A 22,267-nucleotide genomic window follows, 5' to 3' on the forward strand; every position below is an offset into this window, starting at 1 on the left:
AGACTCATCAGCCGTTACTTCCAGCTTGCTATGCGACGGAGGCCGCTGCCATGCAACCAGTTGTCACCGTGGGCCTCGACGGCTCACCCGAGAGCCTTGCCGCCGCCCACTGGGCGGCCGACGAGGCCGAAAAGCGCAAGCTCACCCTGCGTCTGCTGCACGCATGGCCGCTGCTGGCACCGGAACCGGCCCGCGTCCCCTCCGAAGTCGATCAGAACTACTGGGCGAAGCGTCTCGTCCACACCACACAGGCGGAGTTGCAGGCGCGCCATCCTGGCCTGGCCGTCATCGGGAGCCTGGTGGCCGAGGACGCCCAGGACGCCCTGCTCCGAGCGGCCTCGGAGTCCGAGGTGCTCGTGCTCGGTTCTCGAGGGCTGGAATCCGTCGCGAGCTACTTCCTGGGCGACGTCAGCATGCCGGTCGTGGCACGGGCCGAGCGGCCGGTGGTGCTGGTCCGCGCCGAAGCCGGGGAGGAGTGGCGGGTGCCGACACCCGCGAGCCGCGTGGTCGTGGCACTGAAACTGCGCGATTCCTCGGAGAGTCTGCTCGACTTCGCTTTCCATACCGCTGCGGCCAGGGGCGTGCCTCTTCTGGCCGTCCACGGCCGAAGCGTGCCACTGCATGCCCGCGTGCCATGGGGTGTGGACCACGACGTCACCGAGGAGATGAAGCGGGACGCGCAGAAGCAGCTGAGCAAGTCGCTCCGCCCCTGGCGTGAGAAGTACCCGCAGGTGGACGTGGCAGACGACATCCGCTTCGCAAGCCCGGCCAAGGCCGTCGTACAGGCCGCCGAAGGCGCCGCGCTGCTGGTCGTGGGCCGACGCGCACACCGTCCGGGTCTCGCGCCCCACCTGGGTCCTGTGGCCCAGGCCGCCATCCATCATGGGCGCTGTCCCGTCGCCGTCGTCCCTCATGACTGAGCCTTACCGCAGCGGGACATCGGTTCCGTCGGTGTCTCCGGACGACGCGTCAGTGTCCCGGTCCGGTGCCCGCCACCACGGCGAGCCACTGCCGCGCGCGGAGGTGTGCGAGACGCACACCTCGGTCGTCTTCTTCAACGGCGACCACGTCTACAAGCTCAAAAAGCCGGTTGATCTGGGGTTTCTTGACTACACCACGCTGGCGGCCCGCCGGGCCGCGTGCGAACGCGAAGTCACTCTCAACCGCCGCTTCGCCCCCGACGTCTACCTCGGCCTGGGCGAGATCCGCAGCCCCGACGCGGAAGCGCCCGAACCGCTCGTGGTGATGCGCCGCATCCCCGCGGATCGCCGCCTCTCCCGACTGGTGCGGGAAGGGGCCGCCATCGACGACGTCCTGCGGGCCCTCGCCCGGCAGGTCGCGACGTGACACGCGGAGGCGCGCCGCGGCCGGGACGTGGACGAACAGGGCACGAGGGATGCGTTGTCGTCCCGCTGGGAGGCCAGTTTCGAGCAGGTCCGCGCGCTGGCTGCCGCCGGCTTCGTGCCCGACGGTGTTGCGGAGGTAGAGCGGCTGGTGCGCCGCTATCTTGCCGGGCGCGAGCGGCTGTTCGCCTCACGTATCGAGCAGGGGCGGGTGGTCGACGGTCACGGTGATCTGCTCGCCGAGGACGTCTTCAGCCTCGACGACGGGCCTCGGGTCCTGGACTGCCTGGAGTTCGACGACCATCTGCGCTACGTCGACGGTCTCGACGACGCCGCCTTCCTCGCCATGGACCTGGAACAGCTCGGCGCCCCGGAGGCCGCCGCGTACTTTCTCACCCAGTACAGCGAGTACTCCGGCGACCCCGCGCCCTCTTCCCTGTGGCACCACTACGTCGCCTACCGCGCGTTCGTCCGCGCCAAGGTTTCCCTGATCCAGGCACGCCAGGGCGCGCCGGACGCGGAGACGGCGTCACGACGGCTGGTCTCGACGACGCTGCGCCACCTGCGTACCTCCGCCGTGGGCCTGACGCTCGTCGGCGGGCTGCCGGGCAGCGGGAAATCCACCCTCGCCGGAGCTCTGGCCGATCGGCTGGGGGTCACTCTGCTCAGCACCGACCGCCTCCGCAAGGAGCTGGCGGGCATCCCCGCCGAGCAGTCGGCGGCGGCCGACTACGGCGCGGGTTTGTACACCCCCGAGTGGACCGCCAGGACCTACGCCACCCTGCTCGACCGCGCTTCCGCGCTGCTGTCCTCCGGCGAGTCCGTCGTGCTGGACGCCACCTGGTCCCATGCGGGACAACGCGAAGCGGCCCTGCACATGGCCGGACGCACCAGCGCCGACCTGGTGGCCCTGCACTGCCACGTGCCGGGCGACGTGTCAGCGGCCCGCCTGACCACGCGCGCCTCCGGAATCTCCGACGCCGACCTCGACATCGCCACCGCCATGGCGGCCACGGAACCGCCATGGCCGGAGGCCGTCGCGGTCGACACCAGCGGCCCGTTGGAGTCCTCGGTCGCCCGGGCGCTGGCAGTCGTACGCCCCTGGGGCCCCGGCCAGGCCCCGGTCTTCCGCCGCCCCTACATGGAACCGGACTGAATGAGCGAGTATCCCGCGTGTGTACGGGACCGGCCGCTGGTCGCCGGGCCGCACCACCAGGTTTCGCGGGATGCCCCACGTTCCCTCAGGGTGGGTGGTAGGAGGAAGCCCGGCAGGCGTGGCAAGCCGGGCAGCACACGCCCGTTACGGCTCTTCGAGGAGGCCACCATGGGTGAACAAAAGCCGCTTGCCCCTGTCCAGGCTTGGCGGGCCGTGACCGCATGCTTCCTCACCAGTTTCGCTCTGCTCGCGCGGCACCACGTCCATCTGCCGAAGGAACGGCTTGGAATGCGGCTGCGCTTCGCCGACGGCACCTCGGGAAGGGTGTACCGGGAGACCCGCCTCGGCAGCGGCTTGGCGAAGGACCCGTGCACGCTGGTGGTCACCTTCCGGCTGCGCCTGGTCCATGGGCCCGCGCACGCACTGTTCCGAGAGGAGAGCCTGCTGAACACGCCGCTGTTCGTCGGGTTCCCCGGTTTCACGTCGAAGCTGTGGCTGGCCCACGACGAGCGCAACCGCTACCGCGGCGTGTACGAGTGGGACGGCGCGCGGCGCGCCGAACACTATGCCCGTTCTCTTTGGAGGGTTCTGGCGCTGGTCAGCGTGCCCGGCTCGATCAGCTATGCCATCCTGCCCGGGCTGCGACGCGACGACGTGATCGCGGATCCCGGGTTGGTCGAGGACCTCGCGTCACAGAACGCCGCATCAGAAACAGCAGGCACAGCAGGCACAGCAGGCACAGCATGGTGGCGCATCCAGTCCGGGACGTGACAACAGTGGCGGACATCCTGGTCGTCGGGGCCGGCACGACCGGCCTAACCCTGGCGCTCCAGGCCCACGACCACGGAGCACGGATCCGGGTCATCGAGCGGCGTCCCGAGCCGTTCCGGCCCTCCCGCGCCCTCATCCTGCACCCGCGCAGCCTGGAAGTCCTGCGTCCGCTGGGGGTCACGGACGCCCTGCTGGAGCTGGCGGACACGGCCCCGGCAGTCAGCCTTCATCTCGGTTCCCGCGTCGTCGAAACCCGACTCGCCGACCTTGCCCTGCCCGACACGGCGTTCCCGCACCTGTCACTCATGCGGCAGATGGACGTCGAGAGAGTGCTGACGCGGGCGCTGGCCGACCGCGGGGTCGCGGTCGAACGGGGCACCGAACTGATCACTGCCCGCGACGACGGGCACAACGCGCGGGCCGTGCTGCGATCGGGGCACGGCGTCGAGGAGGTCCGCTGCCCCTTCGTGGCCGGCTGCGACGGCCCGGCCAGTACGGTGCGGGAGTGCGCCGGCATCGGGTGGCACGGCAGGCCCTACTCCGAAGAAGTCGTCCTCGCCGACCTGGCTCTCGGCGGCATCTCCGGTCCGTCCGATCCTTCCGGTCCTTCTGAGGCCCAGGTGTTCGCGGGCCGCCGAGGACTGTTGTTCCTCTTCCCGCTCGGAGAGCAGGCCACCTGGCGGCTGCTGGCCACCCGGGCATCCTCCGGCGGGTCCGGGCGGAACTTCGGCCAGCCCGGCCCCGCCGTCCCGCAGGCCGAGCTCCAGCGCCTTCTGGACGACGCGGGGCTGGGGGCGCGAATCGAGCGCCTCGCGTGGTCCGCGCGGGTGCCGCTGCAGTGCCGCCTCGCACCCCGCTTCCGCCGAGGCCGGCTCTTCCTCGCGGGGGACGCGGCTCACAACTACTCACCGGCCACCGGCCAGGGAATGAACGCGGGTATCCAGGACGCGGTGAACCTCGGCTGGAAGCTCGGCTTCACAGCGAGCCGCGCCGGGGCTGAGCCCTCGGACGGGCTCGGTGCCGACGTGCTGCTCGACTCGTACGACAGCGAGCGCAGGTCGGCTGCCCACCGACGGATGCTTCTCACACACACGGCGTTCTGGGCGGAGGCATCGACCGGTCGGATCCCCTCATGGCTGCGCGCGGTGGCCGCTCCGCGCGCCGCACCGGCCATACCCGCCCTCCTGGATCGGCGGTGGCTGGTCGCCGAGGCCATCCGCGTCGTCTCCCAACTGCGGGTGAACTACCGCCACAGCCCTCTGTCCGTGGAGGGACCACCGCGCCTGCGGGGTGCTCCCCGCCCGGGAGACCGCCTGCCGGACGCCACCGTCAGCGTCGCGGGATCTCCCCAACGGCTGCACGCGCTGCTGGCCCGTCCCGGTGTGCACCTGCTGCTGCAGCGTGACGCCGACCCGCCGCCGGACGAGATACTCGGCCCCCAGGTCACCGCCCTCCGGCTGACGAACAGTCCCGGTCGTGGCCTGCTGGCCGTCCGCCCGGACGGGCATGTCGGCTTCCAGAGCGGGACCGTCGACACAGCCGGGCTGACGGGCTGGCTCTCACTGATCGGCGCAGCGGCAGCTTCATCCATGGCATGAACACCGGCGGAACGACGAGACGACGGAATCCGCCGTGCCATCGGTCCAACGGGCTGAAGATCCCGGTTGCCCGGGAACCCGCCGGGGGTGACCGTGGAGTGGGGGAGCGAGGGAGTGAGTATCGTGCGAGCGCTCGTCTACCACGGCCCGGGACAGAGCTCCTGGGACACCGCCCCTGACCCCGCGATCGAGGAGTCGACCGACGCGATCGTGCGCGTCGACGCCACCACCGTCTGTGGCAGCGACCTGCGCATTCTGCGCGGCGACCTCCCCGAGGTGAAGCCGGGCACTGTTCTCGGGCACGAAGCCGTCGGCGAGGTCGTGGAGGTCGGACGCAACGTCCGTCACGTGCGTCCCGGGGACCAGGTGATCGTGTCAGCCGTCTCGGCATGCGGCCAGTGCCGGGAATGCCACAACACCACGCTCGCGCAGTGCAGCGGGGGCGGCGGATGGCTTCTGGGCAACGTGGTCAACGGGACCCAGGCCGAGCTGGTGCGGGTTCCCTTCGCCGACCACTCCACCCACCGGCGGCCGTTGAACGTCCCGCTCGATGAAGCGGTCCTGCTCGCCGAGCTCCTCCCCACGGCCTACGAGGTCGGGGTACGGAACGGCCACGTGAGCCCGGGAGACACCGTGGTCGTGGTCGGTGCGGGTCCCGTCGGTCTCGCCTCGGTGATCATCGCCCGGCTGTACTCCCCCCGGCGGATCATCGTGGTGGACCTGTCCGCCGCGCGGCTCGAAGCCGCCGCCCGTCTGGGGGCCGATGTCGCCGAAGTGCCCGGCAAGATGATCGCCGACCTGGCCGAGGGACCGGGTGCCGACGTGGTCATCGAGGCATCGGGCGAACCGGACGGCTTCGTTCTGGGCACCCGCGCCGTCCGTACCGGAGGGCACATCGCCAACATCGGGGTGCACGGCAAACCGGTGACGCTGCATCTCGAGTCCCTGTGGCGCAAGAACGTGACCATCAGCACCGGCCAGGTGGACACGTCCTCCACGCGGTGGCTGCTGGAGCGGGTGAGGTACGAGGACCTGCCCATCTCCGGGCTGGTGACCCACACCTTCCCTCTCGACCGGATGGAGGACGCCTACGAGGCGTTCGCCGACGGCACCACCACAGGTGCCCTCAAGGTCGTACTGCACCGCGAGTGAGAGGCCGGCCCGGCAGGGATCCTACCGGGCCGATCGGCCCATGGGTCAGTGCCGTCCGGCCCTACAACACCCCGGTGATGGGTGGTGCCATGGAATTGAGCCGAGGGCCACAAAGAGACACGGAGAAGCGGAGTGGAGCCGCGCACCGTGTGATTCGGGCCCGCAAGAAGCGGGCGGCCCCCGGCTCCATGACGTCGGACCCAGGTCGGCGCCCATCCCTTCGGGCTGTGTCCTCCGGCCGAAGTGCAGCGCGGACCGGGCTCGGCGACCCTGGATATCGGGGGCAGTGCCGGGAGGAGCACCGATGCACTGGGAAACGATTCACAAGGACGCCCCACGGGTCGTTGCGCCCCGTCTCACCGACTACGACCGGGCCCGCTCGGCCTTCAGCTGGTCGCAGGCGCGTACCGACCTGGCGGGGCTCCCCGGGGACGGCCTCAACATGGCCCACGAGGCGGTCGACCGGCACGCTGCGTCCGATCACGGGGACAAGGCGGCGCTGCGGTGCGTGGCCCGGGACGACTCCGTCTCCACCGTGACGTACGCGAATCTGGCCCGCCGTACGGCCCGCTTCGCGAACGTCCTGCGGTCACTCGGCGTCGGCCACGGGGACCGGGTGTTCACCCTGCTGGGCCGCTGCCCCGAGCTGTACACCACGGTCCTGGGCACGTTGAAGAACACCAGCGTGCTGTGCCCGCTCTTCTCCGCCTTCGGCCCTGACCCTGTGGAACAGCGGCTGCGTCTCGGCGATGCTCAGGTCCTGGTCACCACTGCGGCCCTGTACCGGCGCAAGGTCGCCGAGCGCCGGGCTTCGGTTTCCGGGCTGAAACACGTGCTGATCGTCGGACCAGGTGCGGAGGACCTGCCCGCCACGGCCTCCTTCGACGACCTGATGTCCGCCGCCCCGGACACCTTCACCATCCCGCCGACCGGGCCCGAGGACATGGCCCTTCTGCACTTCACCAGCGGTACCACCGGCACCCCCAAGGGCGCGGTCCATGTCCACGAGGCGGTGGTCGCGCACCACGCCACGGCCGCGTACGCGCTCGACCTGCACCCCGAGGACGTGTACTGGTGCACCGCCGACCCCGGCTGGGTCACCGGCATGTCGTACGGGATCATTGCCCCGCTCGTCCACGGCGTGACGGTCGTCGTCGACGAGGGCGACTACGACGCCCGGCGCTGGTACCGGATCCTCGGCGAACAACGGGTCACCGTCTGGTACCCGCGCCCACGGCCCTGCGCATGCTCATGCGCGCAACCCCGCGACAGGGCCCATACGACTTGCCGCGCTCCTACGACCTGTCGGCGCTGCGCTTCATCGCCTCCGTCGGCGAGCCCCTCAACCCAGAGGCCGTCGTGTGGGGCCGGGACGTGCTGGGACTACCGGTGCACGACAACTGGTGGCAGACGGAGACCGGCTGCATCATGATCGCGAACTTCGCGGCGTGCGAGATCCGGCCCGGATCGATGGGACGGCCGCTGCCCGGTGTCGAGACGGCTGTGCTGAAGCAGGGTGAGAACGGTCGGGCGTTGGTCACCGACGGCAGAGTCACGGAGGTACAAGACCCCGGTGTCGAAGGCGAGTTGGCGCTGCGGCCGGGCTGGCCGGCGTCAACGAGACACTGACACCCGAGGACGCGGTCGTCTCCACATACCGAGAACACGGCCACGCCCTGGCCCGCGGAATCACGGCCGAGGCCGTCATGGCCGAGATGTACGGCAGGACGACGGGGTGCAGCGGAGGCCGCGGCGGATCCATGCACCTGTTCGACGCGAGCCGCCGCTTCTACGGCGGCAACGCCATCGTCGCCGGCGGACTCCCCCTGGCCGCCGGCCTCTCGCTCGCCGACCGCATGCGCGAACGGGCCAATGTCACCTGCTGCTTCTTCGGCGACGGAGCCTTCGCCGAGGGCGAGTTCCACGAGACCGCGAACCTGGCGGCGCTGTGGAAGCTGCCCCTGCTGCTCGTCTGCGAGAACAACCTGTACGCGATGGGGACGGCCCTCGAACGGCACGAGGCACAGACCGACCTGGCCATGCGCGCCGCCTCCTACGGCATGGTCGCCTGGGCCGTGGACGGCATGGACGTCGAGGCCGTCGAGCAGGCCGCCCGGCAGGCAGTGGAGGGCATCCGGGCCGGCACCGGACCGCACTTCCTGGAACTGCGTACCTACCGCTTCCGCGCCCACTCCATGTACGACCCTGACCGGTATCGCCAGAAGGGGGAGATCGAGCAGTGGAAGTCCCGGGACCCGATCAGCCTGCTCATGGACCGCATGCGCGAGAACGGTGAGCTGGGCGACAAGAAGCTCGCCCGGATCGAGCAGCGGATCGCCGACGAGATCGACCACGCCGTCGAAGCGGCCGAACAGGCGCCAGAGGAGCCGGTCGAGCACCTGCTCCGCCACGTCACCAGTTCCCCACCGGAGGCGGTGAGTTGACCATGGGTGCCGACCCGACACAGGAGGCGAAGACGACTTACCGGGAGGCGATGCGCGAGGCACTGCGGGAGGCGCTGGCCTCCGACGAGCGAGTCTTCTTGATGGGCGAGGACGTGGGCCGCTACGGCGGATGCTTCGGCGTCAGCCTCGGCCTGCTGGAGGAGTTCGGACCCGAACGCGTCCGTGACACCCCCCTGTCGGAGTCCGCGTTCGTGGGCGCCGGCATCGGCGCCGCCCCGCCGGGCTGCGGCCCATCGTCGAGATCATGACCGTCAACTTCAGCCTGCTCGCCCTCGATCAGATCCTCAACAACGCCGCCACCCTGCTGCACATGTCGGGCGGCCAATTGCCCGTGCCGCTGGTCATCCGCATGACCACGGGTGCCGGACGGCAACTCGGCGCCCAGCACTCCCACAGCCTGGAAGGCTGGTACGCGCACATCCCCGGCATCCGCGTCCTCACCCCCGCCACCCTGGAGGACGCACGCCACATGCTGGCCCTGGCGCTCGCGGACCCCGACCCCGACCCCGTACTGATCTTCGAGCACGGCAGCCTGTACAACGTCTCCGGCGAACTCCAGCCGCCGACCGAACCCGTGGACCTGGACCACGCCGCGATCCGCCGCCCCGGCACCGACATCTCCCTGATCACATACGGCGGTTCGCTGCTCAAGGCCCTCGCGGCGGCGGACCAGTTGGCGGCCGAGGGCATCAGCGCGGAGGTGATCGACCTGCGCACGCTGCGTCCCCTTGACGACGCGGCCATCACCGCTTCCGTGGCCCGTACTCACCGTGCCGTGGTCGTCGACGAGGCATGGCGCACGGGAAGCCTCGCCGCCGAGGTGTCCGCCCGCATCACCGAAGGGTCGTTCTACGACCTGGACGCTCCCGTCGAGCGGGTGTGCAGCGCAGAGGTGCCCATGCCGTACGCCCGGCAGTTGGAGGAGGCCGCCCTGCCACAGGCCGCCGGCATCGTCGCGGCCGCCACAGGGCGGTGGACTGATCATGTCCGAGTTCACCATGCCGTCCCTCGGCGCGGACATGGATGAGGGCACGCTCCTGGAATGGCTGGTGGGGCCCGGTGACCTCGTCCACAAGGGCGATCCGGTCGCGGTCGTCGAAACCGCGAAGTCGACGATCGAGGTGGAGTGCTTCGACACCGGGACCATGACGGAGCTGCTCGTCGATCCCGGCACGACCGTGCCGGTGGGGACGCCGCTCGCGCTCATCGGGCCGACGGCGGCGAAGCCCGGGAAACCGGAGCAACCAGGGAAGCCGCCGAAGCTCGGGAAGCCCGAGGCCCCGGCTGAAGCCGCGGAGGCCAAGGAGCGACGACCGGTCCGTCACGCACCGAAAAGGGGCCCGACCCCCGAGCATCCCTCCGCACCACCCGAACCCACCCCGGTTCCGGTACCTTCCGCCGTTCGCCCGCGCGACCACATCGAGGCGGGTCCTCTGGTCCGGCACCTCGCACAGCACAGCGGCGTCGACCTGGAGACGCTGCACGGCTCCGGACCAGGAGGACGCGTCACCCGGATCGATGTCGAGCATGCGGCAGCCGCCCGAGCCGGCACCAAGGCACCGCGTGTGCGGGCCACCCCCCTCGCCCGGCGGCTCGCCGCCGAACTGGGCGTGGATCTGGCCACGGTGACGGGGACGGGCAGGGAGTCAGCCGTCCGTGCCGCGGACGTACGTCAGGCAGCCCCGGGCCCGGCGGCCCCACCCGCGCACGCGGGCGTCACCCCGGTACGTCCTTCCCCTGTACGGCCCTCGGCCGCCCGTCCGTCCGAAGACCGGCCGGCGGCGATGCGCCAGGCGATCGCCCGCCTGATGACCCGCGCCAGCCGGGACATCCCCCACTACTACCTCTCCACCACCGTGGACATGGCCTCCGCGATGGCCTGGCTGCACGAGCACAACCGACGCAGCCCGGTCGGTGAACGGCTGCTCTCCGCGGCCCTGTTGCTCAAGGCGGCGGCTTTGGCAGCCACTGAGGTCCCGGAGTTCAACGGCTTCTGGACCGACGACCACTTCACGGCAGGCGACGGCGTGCACCTCGGCGTGGCCGTGTCCCTGCGCGGCGGAGGGCTCGTCGCCCCCGCGCTGCACCACGCCGACACCCTGGCGCTCCCGCAGCTGATGAACGCTCTGAAAGACCTCGCCACCCGGGCCCGTACCGGCAGGCTGCGCGGCTCCGAGGTGTCCGACGCTTCGGCGGGGAGTTCGGGTACCGGGGGACGCGGACCGGAGCCGGACGTGGCACCGACCGCCTCGTCCCTCCCTCCGCCCGGTACCAGGGGGTCCGTACCGGTGCGCATCATCCGATCCCGTGCGGTGACGTCGTCGTCGCCGCTGTGACCGGCCGGGTCGCGCGGGGGGCCTTGGCCAAGGCTGTCATCACGGACTCCAGCGGACTCCGGGGAACTCGGCGGACGTCTGGCCGGTTCGCCGCCCATGACCGGCGTTGCTCCCTCATCGTGTGACCGACCGACCGGCGAGAGCGCGGCCGTCCGGGGCAGAAGCCCCGCGACGTCCGCCGTCTCACGCCGGGACCGTGATGACGGGGCAGCGAGCATGGTGGAGAACGCCCTGACTCACCGAGCCCAGCAGCATGCCCGTGAAGCCGCCGTGACCCCGGGTTCCCACGACCAGGCCCAGGGCGTGTTCCGAGGCTTCCGTCAGTGCCTGCACCGGGTGTCCCTGGACGACTTCGTGGTGCAGCTCCACTTCCGGGTGCGTCGCGGTGCGGCCCGCGACCGTCTCCGACAGCACACGACGACACTCCTGCACCGCCGCGTCCTCGTCGAGAACCCCGAGGAGCGGCGGATGCCACACGTACAGGGCTCGCAGGAGCGCTCCGCGCAGGGCCGCCTCCTCGAACGCCACGTCCACCGCCGAGGCCGAATGCGGACTGCCGTCGACGCCGACGACGAAGTACGCGGGCTGCTGGGTCACGTGCTCAGGGTCCGGCACGACCGCGACCGGGCAGGGAGCGTGGGCGCTGAGCGGGAGCGCCACAGAGGCGGAGGAGAACATCTCGCGCCGCCTGCTCAGGTGCCAGGAGCCCACCACGACCAGGGCGGCGTTCCGCGCCTCCTCGCGCAGGACCCACGCCGGCTCTCCCTCCGCCAGCAGCGTCGACACTTCCACCGCCGGCCGCCTGGACTCGACGAAGGCGACCGCATCCTTGAGCACCTGATCACCCAGGCCGTGCAGGGCCCGGTTCCACTCCTCCCAGGACGGCCGCGCCTCCCCCGACCGGTATCCGCCGGTCGGCACGCCCTGGGCGTGGACGAGCCGCAGCGGCACGTCACGCCGCTCCGCCTCGTCGGCGGCCCAGGCGAGGGCCAGCCGCTTCGAAGGGTCGGGGTCGACGCCCACCACGATCGGCCGACGCCCGTCCGCACCAGCCATGGCACCTCCAGGAGATCTCCGCGCCGACCGTCCGTTTCCTGTCCTTCCAGCCTCACCCTTGCCGTCGAGTGGCGCCACGCCACGGCTACGCGGACGTGTGCCCTGATGGCTCGGTTCCTCGCGGCGCCAAGCTCAGTGGCCGGATCGGGCAGTGCAGCGAGGTGTCAGTCGCACGATGCGGGGCGTCGCAGGGTGGTGAAGGCTGGAAAGAGTGAAGCCGTGCGCCTGGCGCCCCGATCCGAGCGTCAGTCCGGTTGACCGGCAGCGGGTGAGAAGGAGGTGTCTCGTGGCGAACCCGGTCGTTGTGGGAGTGGACGGGTCGTCGTCGAGCCTGGACGCGGTGGAGGCCGCGGCACACGAGGCCGGCCTGCGCGGTGTGGGGCTGCGGCTGGTGCACGCCTTCGGGTGGCCGTCGATGCGCGTGCCATCCGGCGGCCCCCCGTGGAATCCGGCCGCGGCAGGGATGCGCGAGCTGGTGGACGGAACTCTGATCAAGGCCGAGCAGCGGGCCCGCGAAGCCGCGCCGCAGGTGGAGACAACGCGAGAGGTCACGGTCGGTGAGCCGCTGATGGTGCTGGAGATCGAGTCGCGCACCGCCTCGCTCGTCGTGGTCGGCAGCCGTGGACTGGGCGCGTTCGGCAGCCTCCTGCTCGGTTCCACCGCCGTACACCTGGCCGCGCACGGCCGCTGCCCCGTGCTGGTGGTACGTGGCCGACCGGACCCGCGCGGCCCCGTACTGCTGACGGTCGATGGCTCCCCGGCGGGCGAGGAAGCGGTCGAGTTCGCCTTCGCCGAGGCGTCGCTGCGCGGAGTGGACCTCGTGGCGCTGCATGTGTGGAACACCCGGAGCGAGCGGGCCTCCGAGGGTCCTGGTGATCCTCTGAACGTGATGGTGAACATCGAGCGGCTCCGCGAGGACGAGCAGCGGTTGCTGGACGAGACGCTGTCTCCGTGGCAGGAGCGCCATCCCCGGGTCACTGTCCAGCTGCGCTTGGTCCGCTCGCGGGTTCGCCCGGCACTGATCGAGGCCAGCCGGGACGCGCAGTTGGTCGTGGCCGGTGCCCGCGGCCGCGGCGGCTTCGCGGGACTGTTGCTCGGCTCGGTGAGCCAGGCTCTGCTGCACCACGCACACTGCCCGGTCGCCTTGGTCCGCGGAAAGGAGCGGCAGTGACCGTCTGGCGGCAGGCGAGGACTCGCCATGTCCAGCACAACGGTGTTGCGTTCCACCTGGGCCGTTCGGGCAAGCTGCGTGGCGGTTCGACGGTGGAATGGCCGCGCTGAGTGGAACGACGGCTCGTTTGGAAGCCGAGGGGCCGACCAGGCGTAACGCTCCCTTGGCGCATTTCCCGACGCCGCCGTGCTCACCCCCGCTGCGGCACGACCGCCACGGGACACTGGGCGTGGTGCAGGAGTGTGCGAGCCACTCTGCCCAGTTGGAGCCCGAAGTGGCCATGCCCGCGGCGCGCTCCGACGATCACGAGGTCGGCCGCGCCCGAGCGGTGCACCAGCACCTTGCGGGCCGGACCCTCGACCGTCGTATGACGCACCCGCACATCGGGGTGGGCGACCATCGGCTCGCGGAGCAGTTCGTCGAGCTGAGCGCGGGCCCACTCCTCGTGGTACCGGGCGGGGGCCTCGGCGAGCGCGCCAGTGTCGGCGGTCTCATGTGCGGGGTTGCGCCAGGCCCGGACCACGTCGAGGGTGCACCCGCGGGCGTCGGCCTCACGGAAGGCGAACCACGCCGCTTCCCCACTGGCAGCGGGGTCCCCGGAACCGAGGAGGATCCGCTCGTGTGAACCGGCCAGGCCGGCCTTGTCACCGCGGACCACGATCACCGGGCAGTGTGCGCGAGCCGCGACGGTCAGACCGACGGAGCCGAGCAGTACGCCCTTCAACTCACCGCGGCCCCGCGCCCCGGTGATGAGGGCGGAGGCGTTGCTGCCCTCCTGCAGAAGCGCGTCGGCAGCTTCGGCCCGAAGGACGTCGGTGGATACCTTCACGTCAGGGTTGCGCCGCCGGGCGCGCTCCGCCGCGGAGGCGACGATGTGCTCGGCCAGTATCCGCTCCGACGGGCGTTCCCGACTCACCGACGGTGTGATGCCCTCGTAGCGCTCCCACAGAGAGGCGTAAACCAACCGCAGCGGAAGCCCGTGCCGGGTGGCCTCGTCCACCGCCCAGTCGACCGCCACCAGGCAACCATCCGATCCGTCGACACCCACGACCAAGGGACGTTCCTGCGTCATCGTTCCACCGCCTCGCTATCAGGGAGCCTGCAGACGCTCTCTCACCGTCGCACCCGACGGGAGCTGGTCTGGAGGGGCTGTTCGCTCCCTGTCGGGGACGTTCGGCCCATGCCGCCAGATACCCGAGGAGGCCGAGGTGGCGTTCGGGACCGCTGTCCCCGGTCACGCCACGCTGATGCTGTCGTCGAGGTAGACGTCCTGAACGGCGTGAAGTAGCTCGATACCCTCGCTGGTGGGCCGCTGAAAGGCTTTGCGGCCGGTGATGAGGCCGGTGCCGCCGGCCCGCTTGTTGATCACCGCTGTCCGTACGGCCTGGGCAAGGTCCCCTTTGCCGGCCGATGCACCGCCGCTGTTGATCAGACCGACCCGGCCCATGTAACAGTTGGCCGCCTGCCAGCGGGTGAGGTCGATCGGATGATCGGTGGTGAGCCTCTCGTAGAGGAGCTTGTCGGTCCTGCCGAAGTCCAGTGCGGGGTAGCCGCCGTTGTTCTCCGGCTGCTTCTGCTTGACGATGTCGGCCTCGATGGTCACGCCGAGGTGGTTGGCCTGGCCGGTGAGGTCGGCCGACACCGAGTAGTCCACGCCGTCCTTCTTGAACGCCGGGTTGCGCAGGTAGCACCACAGCACGGTGAACATGCCCAATTCATGGGCCCGCGCGAAGACTTCGCTGGCTTCCTGCAACTGGCGGTCCGACTGCTCCGAGCCGAAGTAGACCGTGGCGCCGACACCGGCTGCGCCGACGTCGAAGCACTGCTCGACGTTGCCGAACATGATCTGGTCGTAGTGGTTCGGGTAGGTCAACAGTTCGTTGTGGTTGAGCTTCACGATGAACGGGATCTTGTGCGCGTAGCGCCGCGCCACGGCACCGAGCACGCCGAGTGTGCTGGCCACTGCGTTGCAGCCGCCCTCGATGGCGAGTTCGACGATGTTACTCGGGTCGAGGTAGCGAGGGTTCGCGGCGAACGCCGATGCCGCGGAGTGCTCGATGCCCTGGTCGACCGGCAGGATCGACACGTACCCGGTTCCGGCCAGACGGCCGTGGTCGAAGAGGGACTGCAGGTTGCGCAGCACCCGGGGCGAGCGGTCGGTCGCGGCGACGATCCGGCCGACGAAGTCGTGACCCGGCAGTACCAGGTCCTCCTTGGGGATCCCCTGGGCCGTATGGGTCAGCAGGTTCTTGGCCTCGTCGCCGAGCAAGCCTTGGATGTCGGTCATCGGCTCGCCTCTCCGGTCGTTCGGAAGTGCGGAGGTGGGGCCCGGGTTCCCGCAACCGCCGGGCTCATGTGAGTCCGTGCGCGCCGTTTCACCCACATCCGGTCCGGACGCCTGAGCGGTCCTGGCGTGGAACAGTGGAAGACAGGAGACACGGGCCGTGTGGCGGCCATGGAGATGCAGGCCGGGCGAAGGAGGACGCGATGAGTCACCCTGTGCTGGTGGGTATCGACGGGTCCGAGCGCAGCTCGGCGGCGGCCGACTGGGCGGCGCGGGAGGCCGCGCTGCGCGACGTTCCGCTGCGTCTGTTCCACGCCTCTCCACCGCTTCCGGGAGCGACCGTACCGGGCCCGGCCCTGGACAGGCTGAAGCACATGGGTGCGCGGGTGCTCCGGCAGGTGGCCGACGCCCTCGGCGACCTCCACCCGGATGTCGAGGTGCGGGCCGAGCAAAGTGATGACGCCCCGGCCGAGGCCCTCCTCGCCGCGGCCCGCGATGCCGAGCTCCTCGTCCTCGGCACACGGGGCACGGGCGGCTTCGACGGCCTCGCGGTCGGCTCGGTGGCCCTGCGGATGGCCGCGGCAGCCCCGTGCCCCGTCGTGTTGATTCCCCACCGACCCGGCCCCTTCGGCGAAGTGATGCACGCGGCACGCGGTGCTTCGCCGGTCGTGGTGGGGTTCGACGCGCATCACCCGGTGGGTGAGGCGGCGGACTTCGCGTTCTCGGCCGCGGAGGCACGCGGAGCACTCCTCCGGGTGGTGCAGGCATGGGCGTTTCCTGCCGAGGCCGTCTCTCCGCAGACGCTGGTGGTGACCGAGGAGGACCGGGCGACATGGGAGGACCAGGAGGTCTTGCGGCTCTCCGACGCGGTGCGCGCGTGGCAGGAGAAGCACCCCCGTGTGACGGCCCGCACCGATGTCGTACTGCTGCATCCCGCGGAAGCGCTCTTGAACGCGTCGCGGGGTGCGGACCTGCTCGTCGTGGGGCGCCGCACCGATCCCCAGGCGGCCGAAGGCCGACTGGGCCCGGTCACGCACGCCGTACTGCACCACGCCCGCTGCCCGGTGGCGGTCGTCCCGCACGCCGGATAGCGGCCGGCCTGAGGTCCGGTGGCGATTCCGGTGAGTATGGGGGCCGGTCAGCCGAAGAACACCTCGAACTCGTCGTACAGGGACGGATCGACCAGCTTGGTCTTCTCTGTGGCATCGGCAAGGGGCAGGCGGACGATGCGGGTGCCCTGCAGGGCGACCATGACGCCGAAGTCGCCGTCCTTGACCGCGTCGATGGCGTGCAGCCCGAAGCGCGTGGCCAGCCACCGGTCGAAGGCGCTCGGGGTGCCGCCGCGCTGGATGTGACCCAGCACCGTGGTGCGGGCATCCTTCCCGGTGCGTGCCGAGATCTCCTGGGCCAGCCATTCACCGATGCCGGACAGCCGCACGTGGCCGAACTCGTCCAGCGACCGATCCTTGAGGACCATCTGCCCCTCTTTGGGGACGGCTCCTTCGGCCACGACGACGATCGGCGCATAGTTGATCTTGAACCGGCTCTTCACCTGCTCACAGACCTGATCGATGTCGAACGGTCGCTCTGGGATGAGGATCACGTTGCCGCCGCCCGCGATGCCGGCGTGCAGGGCGATCCATCCGGAGTGCCGCCCCATCACCTCCACCACCAGGGCGCGCATGTGTGACTCGGCTGTGGTGTGGAGCCGGTCGATGGCCTCCGTCGCGATACCGACGGCCGTGTTGAAACCGAAGGTGTAGTCAGTGCCGGAGACGTCATTGTCGATGGTCTTCGGCACACCGACCAGCTGGATCCCCTGCCGGCTCAGCTCGGTGGCAACGCCGAGCGTATCCTCGCCGCCGATCACTACGAGCGCGTCCACGTCGTGCGCAGCAAGGGTGTCCTGCACGCGTCGCAGCCCGTCCTCGTGCTTGAACGGGTTGGTGCGGGAGGAGCCGAGGATGGTCCCGCCGCGAGGAAGAATTCCCCGCACGTTGGAGATGTCCAGCGGCATGACATCACCCTGGAGCAATCCGAGCCAGCCGTCCCGCACGCCGACGAAGTCGACGGCGTATTCCTGGACGCCTTTGCGGACGACACTGCGGATCACGGCGTTGAGGCCGGGGCAGTCACCGCCACCGGTCAGCACTCCGACCTTCATGGGCTTTCTCCCATCCGCTGGTCACCCCGCTCGCCTGGTCGTGGCCTTCTCGGCGATCGAAAACAGCCGTCGGGGCAACATGGACCACCTCCTTCCAGCCTCCCTCCGTTCGATCCACAGTGGCCACTCGACGGGCGCGGGGCCCAGGCGGCTCGCTCGGGGGGCTTCTGTCCGGCCTTCGGATCGGCTTCCAGTCCGGTGGACACGCAAATGGGCCGACCGGCCCCACCAACAGGGTCGGGCGGCACCTGCCTGTACAAAAACGACCGTCCGACCCTGGAAGGGAGGAAGCCACACAGTTGTGATGGGAGCTGCTGAGCCAAGGAGCGCGGTGTCATGGTCCGTTATGTGTACGACTTCACCGAGGGCGGCCGTGACCTGGCCGGCCTGCTCGGCGGCAAGGGCGCGAACCTCGCCGAGATGACCCGGCTGGGCCTGCCGGTCCCGCCCGGATTCATCGTGTCCACCGAGGCGTGCCGGGCCTTCCTGGCCACCGGTGCCGAACCCGAGGGCATGTCCCGGGAGGTATCCCAACGACTGTCGGCCATCGAGTCCGACGCCGGACGTCGCCTCGGTCAGCCGGACGACCCATTGCTGGTGTCCGTGCGCTCCGGGGCTCGCTTCTCCATGCCCGGCATGATGGAGACGGTCCTGGACATCGGCCTCAATGACGACTCCGTCCTGGGCCTGGCCAAGGTTTCGGGGAACGAACGCTTCGCCTGGGACTCCTACCGCCGCCTCATCCAGATGTTCGGCAGCACGGTCATGGGCGTGGACGGGGCACTGTTCGACCGGATGATGACCCGGCGGAAGGAACTGCGGGGTGCCCCCGACGATCTGCACCTGGACGCCGCCGACCTCGCCGAACTCGTCGAGGCGTACAAGCGGCTCATCCACGAGGAAACCGGCGACTACTTCCCCCAGTCCCCTGCCGAGCAGCTGCGCCGTGCGATCCTCGCGGTCTTCCGCTCCTGGAACGGCGAACGCACCCGCCTCTACCGCCGCCGCGAACACATCCCCGACGACCTGGGCACCGCCGTCACCGTGCAGCGCATGGTCTTCGGCAATCTCGGCCCCGACTCCGGCAGCGGCGTCGCCTTCACCCGCGACCCGGCCACCGGACGCCCCGGCCTGTATGGCGACTACCTGCCCAACGCGCAGGGCGAGGACGTCGTCGCCGGCATCCGTAACACTGTGCCCCTCGCCGAACTGGCACGCCTGGACCCCCGCTCGTACCAGGAACTGCGCGAGCACATGCGCACGCTGGAGCGGCACTACCGGGACCTGTGCGACATCGAGTTCACCATCGAACGCGGCACCCTCTGGATGCTGCAGACCCGAGTTGGCAAACGCACCGCCGAGGCCGCGTTCACGATTGCCGCCGAGCTGGCCGACGAAGGACTGATCACCCGTGAAGAGGGGCTGGCCCGAGTCAGTGGTGACGGGTTGGCCCGGCTGATGTTCCCGCGCTTCGACACCTCCGCGACCGGCGACCCGCTCGCCCACGGCATCCCGGCCTCGCCAGGTGCCGCGGTCGGTGCGGCGGTCTTCGATTCCCCCGAGGCAGTACGGCGGGCCGCGGCCGGCGAGAAAGTGGTGCTCGTCCGCCAGGAAACCACACCCGACGACCTCGCCGGCATGGTCGCCGCCCAGGCCGTACTGACCAGCCGCGGCGGCAAGACGTCGCATGCCGCCGTTGTCGCACGCGGCATGGGCAAGGTCTGCGTGTGCGGCGCCGACGAACTCTCTGTGGACACCCCGGCCCGGCGCTTCACCACGCGCGACGGAACCGTCGTCGAGCAGGCCACCGTGACCTCGGTCGACGGCTCCACCGGGTCGGTGTACGCGGGGGCCGCCCCACTGGTCGACTCCGCGGTCATGCGGTACCTGGAGACCGGTGAGCGCTCCGCCGGTGTGGTGGCCGCGGTGGCCGCCGCTCTGCAACACGCCGATGGAATGCGGCGATTGGAGGTACGGGCCAACGCCGACACACCCAAGGACGCGGCCCGCGCCCGCCGGTTCGGCGCGCAGGGCATCGGCCTGTGCCGCACCGAGCACATGTTCCTCGGCGAGCGCCGCAAGCTGGTCGAAAAGATGATCCTGGCCCGCCCGGACACCGAGCGGGACCGGGCGCTCGCCGCCCTGCTCCCCCTCCAGCGGCAGGACTTCGTCGGCATGCTGGAGGCGATGGACAGCCTGCCGGTCACCATCCGTCTACTCGATCCGCCGCTGCACGAGTTCCTGCCCGACCAGACGGAGCTCGCCGTCCGCGCCGGTGCCGCCGAAGCACGAGGTGAGCGGCCGGACCCGCGTGACGCCGAACTGCTTGGCGCCGTACGCCGCATGCACGAGAACAACCCGATGCTCGGCCTGCGCGGCGTACGCCTCGGCCTGGTAGTCCCCGGGCTGGTCGCCATGCAGGTGCGGGCCATCGCCGAAGCGGTCGTGGAACGCACCCGGGCCGGCGGCAATCCCCTGGCCCAGATCATGGTGCCACTCGTCGGGGACGTCACTGAACTCCGGCTCGTCCGCGGTGAAGTGGAGCAGGTGCTGGCCGAGGTCTCCGAAGAGTCCGGCACCCCTGTGCACTGCCCGGTCGGCACGATGATCGAGCTGCCCAGGGCCGCGCTCACGGCCGGCCGGATCGCCGAAGAGGCCGAGTTCTTCTCCTTCGGCACGAACGACCTGACCCAGACCACCTGGGGCTTCTCCCGCGATGATGTGGAGGCGGCCTTCTTCTCCGCCTACCGCGTCGTCAGCGGCGCGATCATCCTGTGAACCGCGCCGCGCACGACGCCCCGACACATCGGTCAGCTCGGTGTCTCCCGTGCTCCGGCCGGCCTGAGGAAGGCGCCCGAGGCCACCCACTGGCGCCTTCCCCGGCATACGACGCTGGCACCTCGGTCACGCCCCCTCACCTCTCTCGTTCGTCAGGCCGCCCCGGCGGGGACGAGCTCCTCGTGTTGTTCCCCGCCGAGCACGACCTTGAGCGCACCCGTGTCGGCGGCCTTCGCGAAGACGTCGTACGCCTCCTCCATGTGGTCGAGCGGGAAGGTGTGCGTAACCAGTTGCTCGGTGGGCAGTCGGCCGGCGGCCGCCATCCGCAGCAGGGTGGGGGTGGAGTACGTGTCCACCAGGCCGGTGGTGATCGTCACGTTCTTGATCCACAGGTCTTCCAGGTGCAGGGTCGCGGGCCTGCCGTGCACACCGACGTTGGCCACGTGACCGCCAGGTCGCACCACGCGGGTGCACAGCTCAAATGTCTCCGGAACGCCGACGGCCTCGACGGCCACATCCGCGCCCAGCCCGTCGGTGAGGTCCGCGATCAGCTGCTCGGGGGCCTCCCGAGCATCCGCCACCGCGTCCGCACCGAGCTGCCTGGCGGCGTCCAGCCGGGAAGCGGCCAGGTCCACGGCAACAATCCGCTCCGGCGCGAACAGCCGGGCCGTGGCGATCGCCGCGAGCCCGATGGGACCGGCGCCCACGACCGCGACGGTGTCCCCGGGCCGTACGTGCCCGTTGAGCACGCCCACCTCGTAGGCGGTCGGGAAGATGTCGGCCAGGAGCACGGCGTCCTTGCTGTCCAGGGCGCCGGGCAGCGGGTGCACGGACAGGTCCGCGTATGGCACACGGACGTACTCGGCCTGTGTGCCGTCGATCAGGTGGCCAAGGATCCAGCCTCCGCCGCCCTGGCACTGCCCGTACGTACCCTCCCGGCAGTACCGGCAGCGACCACAGGCGGTGATGCATGAGGCCAGCACCCGGTCCCCCGGCCGGACGGTCCGCACGTCACCGCCGACCTCTACGATCTCGCCGACCGCCTCGTGCCCCAGCACCGTGCCGGGGCGCACCTCGGGAACGTCGCCCTTGAGGATATGCAGGTCCGTACCGCAGATGGTGACGGCGTCGACACGCACGATCGCGTCGGTCGCCTCCTTGATACCGGGGTCCGGGACATCCTCCCAAGCGGACTGTCCGGGGCCGTGGAAGACATAGCCCTTCATGGCGTTCCCACCTTCCCACTACGACACAATGACGAAAATGCCTCGTATACCCAGATTGCCGTGCACGGCGGGAAGGCGCTTGAGCCGGTCGGCCCTGTCGGTCGGCCGGACGAGGGCCTTACCCCAGCGGCCGGTCCGCGACCGCAGGGGGAAGGCCCTCCGACCTGGGTACCTGGACCGGTCGGCCCTACCGCCCGCGCCATTCGCCCCGCTTTGCTGGCACCATGTCCGACATCCCCATCGGGTCCACCCTGCATCCCACGGAGCGCACCGCCGACGGGACCGCCGTCGTGACAGTGCGAGGCGAGATCGACCTGCTCACGGCACCGGGACTGGCGGCACGCCTCGACAGGCTGACTGCCGCTCCCTGCCCCAACCTGGTACTGGACCTGCGCCCGGTGTCCTTCATGGACTGTGCCGGGCTGGGGGTCCTGTGCCGGGCACGGAACCGGGTCGTGGCACGGCATGGCCGACTCCGCCTGGTCACCGACAGCACCGGTTTCCGGCGGATCCTCCGGCATGTCGGTCTGGCGGGAGTCTTCGAAGTGCTCCCGTGCCTGCCCGAGGGCGTGGCCGAGACGCCGACCACGAACGCTGACAACGGCACGGCGGGCAGACCGCGCTCGCTCGGTGGAGGATCCGTTGATCCCCTTCGAGAACCCGTGCAAACAGCGACCGGCACTGCGCCCGTGCCTCCCCGTCGGCCCGTCACAGCTCCGCCGACGGCCAGGTGAGGCTTGACCGGCTGGACCACGGCGAGGGAGTGC

General features: G+C 70.5%; 15 protein-coding genes and 4 pseudogenes. 14 read left to right on the forward strand and 5 right to left on the reverse strand.

Going from position 1 to position 22,267, the window contains the following annotated elements:
• The first annotated feature begins 50 nt into the window (after positions 1-50).
• The 10 genes and pseudogenes from ACZ5XS_RS18450 (at position 51) to ACZ5XS_RS18495 (ending at position 10,821) form a co-directional block, all read left to right on the forward strand.
• The gene (locus ACZ5XS_RS18450) at positions 51-920 is read left to right on the forward strand and encodes a universal stress protein (RefSeq protein WP_468652483.1); all 870 of its coding nucleotides are present in this window, start codon (positions 51-53) and stop codon (positions 918-920) included.
• A gap of 103 nt (positions 921-1,023) precedes the next feature.
• Positions 1,024-2,499, forward strand: a pseudogene (locus ACZ5XS_RS18455) (bifunctional aminoglycoside phosphotransferase/ATP-binding protein).
• 168 nt (positions 2,500-2,667) lie between these two features.
• Complete coding sequence (locus ACZ5XS_RS18460; RefSeq protein WP_468652485.1) at positions 2,668-3,270, forward strand: hypothetical protein; 603 nt, start codon at positions 2,668-2,670, stop codon at positions 3,268-3,270.
• Entirely contained in the window at positions 3,267-4,868 is a 1,602-nt protein-coding gene (locus ACZ5XS_RS18465; RefSeq protein ID WP_468652487.1) for an FAD-dependent monooxygenase, read from the forward strand. The genes ACZ5XS_RS18460 and ACZ5XS_RS18465 overlap by 4 nt, the downstream gene beginning before the upstream one ends.
• A 123-nt stretch (positions 4,869-4,991) precedes the next feature.
• Complete coding sequence (locus tag ACZ5XS_RS18470; RefSeq protein WP_468652783.1) at positions 4,992-6,020, forward strand: alcohol dehydrogenase catalytic domain-containing protein; 1,029 nt, start codon at positions 4,992-4,994, stop codon at positions 6,018-6,020.
• A 442-nt stretch (positions 6,021-6,462) separates the two neighbouring features.
• A pseudogene (locus tag ACZ5XS_RS18475) lies at positions 6,463-7,649 on the forward strand (AMP-binding protein).
• Positions 7,625-8,464 (forward strand): annotated as a pseudogene (locus ACZ5XS_RS18480) (thiamine pyrophosphate-dependent enzyme); the annotation flags it as partial. The pseudogenes ACZ5XS_RS18475 and ACZ5XS_RS18480, both read left to right, overlap by 25 nt.
• Before the next feature lie 2 nt (positions 8,465-8,466).
• Positions 8,467-8,733 carry a hypothetical protein gene (locus ACZ5XS_RS18485; protein ID WP_468652489.1) on the forward strand — a complete coding sequence of 89 codons (267 nt, stop codon included), beginning with the start codon at positions 8,467-8,469 and terminating at the stop codon, positions 8,731-8,733.
• Positions 8,730-9,512: an alpha-ketoacid dehydrogenase subunit beta gene (locus tag ACZ5XS_RS18490; protein WP_468652491.1), complete on the forward strand. Its 783-nt coding sequence runs from the start codon at positions 8,730-8,732 to the stop codon at positions 9,510-9,512. The genes ACZ5XS_RS18485 and ACZ5XS_RS18490 overlap by 4 nt, the downstream gene beginning before the upstream one ends.
• Positions 9,469-10,821 carry a 2-oxo acid dehydrogenase subunit E2 gene (locus ACZ5XS_RS18495; RefSeq protein WP_468652493.1) on the forward strand — a complete coding sequence of 451 codons (1,353 nt, stop codon included), beginning with the start codon at positions 9,469-9,471 and terminating at the stop codon, positions 10,819-10,821. Before ACZ5XS_RS18490 ends, ACZ5XS_RS18495 begins: the two co-directional genes overlap by 44 nt.
• A gap of 183 nt (positions 10,822-11,004) precedes the next feature.
• On the opposite strand, the gene ACZ5XS_RS18500 is transcribed toward ACZ5XS_RS18495, so the two are convergent.
• Positions 11,005-11,877, reverse strand: a complete 873-nt coding sequence (locus ACZ5XS_RS18500; protein WP_468652495.1) for a universal stress protein — start codon at positions 11,875-11,877, stop codon at positions 11,005-11,007.
• A gap of 286 nt (positions 11,878-12,163) precedes the next feature.
• Between ACZ5XS_RS18500 and ACZ5XS_RS18505 the strand changes: the two genes are divergently transcribed.
• Complete coding sequence (locus ACZ5XS_RS18505) at positions 12,164-13,048, forward strand: universal stress protein (RefSeq protein ID WP_468652497.1); 885 nt, start codon at positions 12,164-12,166, stop codon at positions 13,046-13,048.
• A 190-nt stretch (positions 13,049-13,238) separates the two neighbouring features.
• Here ACZ5XS_RS18505 and ACZ5XS_RS18510 read toward each other — a convergent pair whose 3' ends face one another.
• Both ACZ5XS_RS18510 and ACZ5XS_RS18515 read right to left on the reverse strand, forming a co-directional pair.
• Positions 13,239-14,120 carry a universal stress protein gene (locus ACZ5XS_RS18510; protein WP_468652499.1) on the reverse strand — a complete coding sequence of 294 codons (882 nt, stop codon included), beginning with the start codon at positions 14,118-14,120 and terminating at the stop codon, positions 13,239-13,241.
• A gap of 162 nt (positions 14,121-14,282) precedes the next feature.
• Positions 14,283-15,335 carry a class I fructose-bisphosphate aldolase gene (locus tag ACZ5XS_RS18515; RefSeq protein WP_468652501.1) on the reverse strand — a complete coding sequence of 351 codons (1,053 nt, stop codon included), beginning with the start codon at positions 15,333-15,335 and terminating at the stop codon, positions 14,283-14,285.
• 200 nt (positions 15,336-15,535) lie between these two features.
• On the opposite strand from ACZ5XS_RS18515, the gene ACZ5XS_RS18520 reads away from it, so the two are divergent.
• Positions 15,536-16,423, forward strand: coding sequence for a universal stress protein (locus ACZ5XS_RS18520; RefSeq protein ID WP_468652503.1), 888 nt, complete (start codon positions 15,536-15,538; stop codon positions 16,421-16,423).
• Between the two features lie 47 nt (positions 16,424-16,470).
• Here ACZ5XS_RS18520 and ACZ5XS_RS18525 read toward each other — a convergent pair whose 3' ends face one another.
• Complete coding sequence (locus tag ACZ5XS_RS18525) at positions 16,471-17,496, reverse strand: 6-phosphofructokinase (RefSeq protein WP_468652505.1); 1,026 nt, start codon at positions 17,494-17,496, stop codon at positions 16,471-16,473.
• Between the two features lie 336 nt (positions 17,497-17,832).
• Here ACZ5XS_RS18525 and ppdK point away from each other — a divergent pair.
• Positions 17,833-20,244 (forward strand): annotated as a pseudogene (ppdK, locus tag ACZ5XS_RS18530) (pyruvate, phosphate dikinase); the annotation flags it as partial.
• Between the two features lie 182 nt (positions 20,245-20,426).
• Here the strand turns inward: ppdK and ACZ5XS_RS18535 are convergent.
• On the reverse strand, positions 20,427-21,500 hold the full coding sequence (locus ACZ5XS_RS18535) for a zinc-dependent alcohol dehydrogenase family protein (RefSeq protein ID WP_468652507.1): 1,074 nt from the start codon (positions 21,498-21,500) through the stop codon (positions 20,427-20,429).
• A gap of 224 nt (positions 21,501-21,724) precedes the next feature.
• On the opposite strand from ACZ5XS_RS18535, the gene ACZ5XS_RS18540 reads away from it, so the two are divergent.
• Entirely contained in the window at positions 21,725-22,234 is a 510-nt protein-coding gene (locus ACZ5XS_RS18540) for an STAS domain-containing protein (RefSeq protein ID WP_468652509.1), read from the forward strand.
• The last annotated feature ends 33 nt before the right edge of the window (positions 22,235-22,267 follow it).

It is taken from the genome of Streptomyces sp. NPDC033131 (genome assembly GCF_055578365.1).

Excerpts from the sequence above, each read along its gene's own strand:
- ACZ5XS_RS18450 (WP_468652483.1), top strand. The coding sequence starts at position 51 with ATGCAACCAGTTGTCACCGTGGGCCTCGACGGCTCACCCGAGAGCCTT.
- ACZ5XS_RS18460 (WP_468652485.1), top strand. The coding sequence starts at position 2,668 with ATGGGTGAACAAAAGCCGCTTGCCCCTGTCCAGGCTTGGCGGGCCGTG.
- ACZ5XS_RS18485 (WP_468652489.1), top strand. The coding sequence starts at position 8,467 with ATGGGTGCCGACCCGACACAGGAGGCGAAGACGACTTACCGGGAGGCG.
- ACZ5XS_RS18490 (WP_468652491.1), top strand. The coding sequence starts at position 8,730 with ATGACCGTCAACTTCAGCCTGCTCGCCCTCGATCAGATCCTCAACAAC.
- ACZ5XS_RS18495 (WP_468652493.1), top strand. The coding sequence starts at position 9,469 with ATGTCCGAGTTCACCATGCCGTCCCTCGGCGCGGACATGGATGAGGGC.
- ACZ5XS_RS18500 (WP_468652495.1), bottom strand. The coding sequence starts at position 11,877 with ATGGCTGGTGCGGACGGGCGTCGGCCGATCGTGGTGGGCGTCGACCCC.
- ACZ5XS_RS18510 (WP_468652499.1), bottom strand. The coding sequence starts at position 14,120 with ATGACGCAGGAACGTCCCTTGGTCGTGGGTGTCGACGGATCGGATGGT.
- ACZ5XS_RS18515 (WP_468652501.1), bottom strand. The coding sequence starts at position 15,335 with ATGACCGACATCCAAGGCTTGCTCGGCGACGAGGCCAAGAACCTGCTG.
- ACZ5XS_RS18520 (WP_468652503.1), top strand. The coding sequence starts at position 15,536 with ATGAGTCACCCTGTGCTGGTGGGTATCGACGGGTCCGAGCGCAGCTCG.
- ACZ5XS_RS18525 (WP_468652505.1), bottom strand. The coding sequence starts at position 17,496 with ATGAAGGTCGGAGTGCTGACCGGTGGCGGTGACTGCCCCGGCCTCAAC.
- ACZ5XS_RS18535 (WP_468652507.1), bottom strand. The coding sequence starts at position 21,500 with ATGAAGGGCTATGTCTTCCACGGCCCCGGACAGTCCGCTTGGGAGGAT.
- ACZ5XS_RS18540 (WP_468652509.1), top strand. The coding sequence starts at position 21,725 with ATGTCCGACATCCCCATCGGGTCCACCCTGCATCCCACGGAGCGCACC.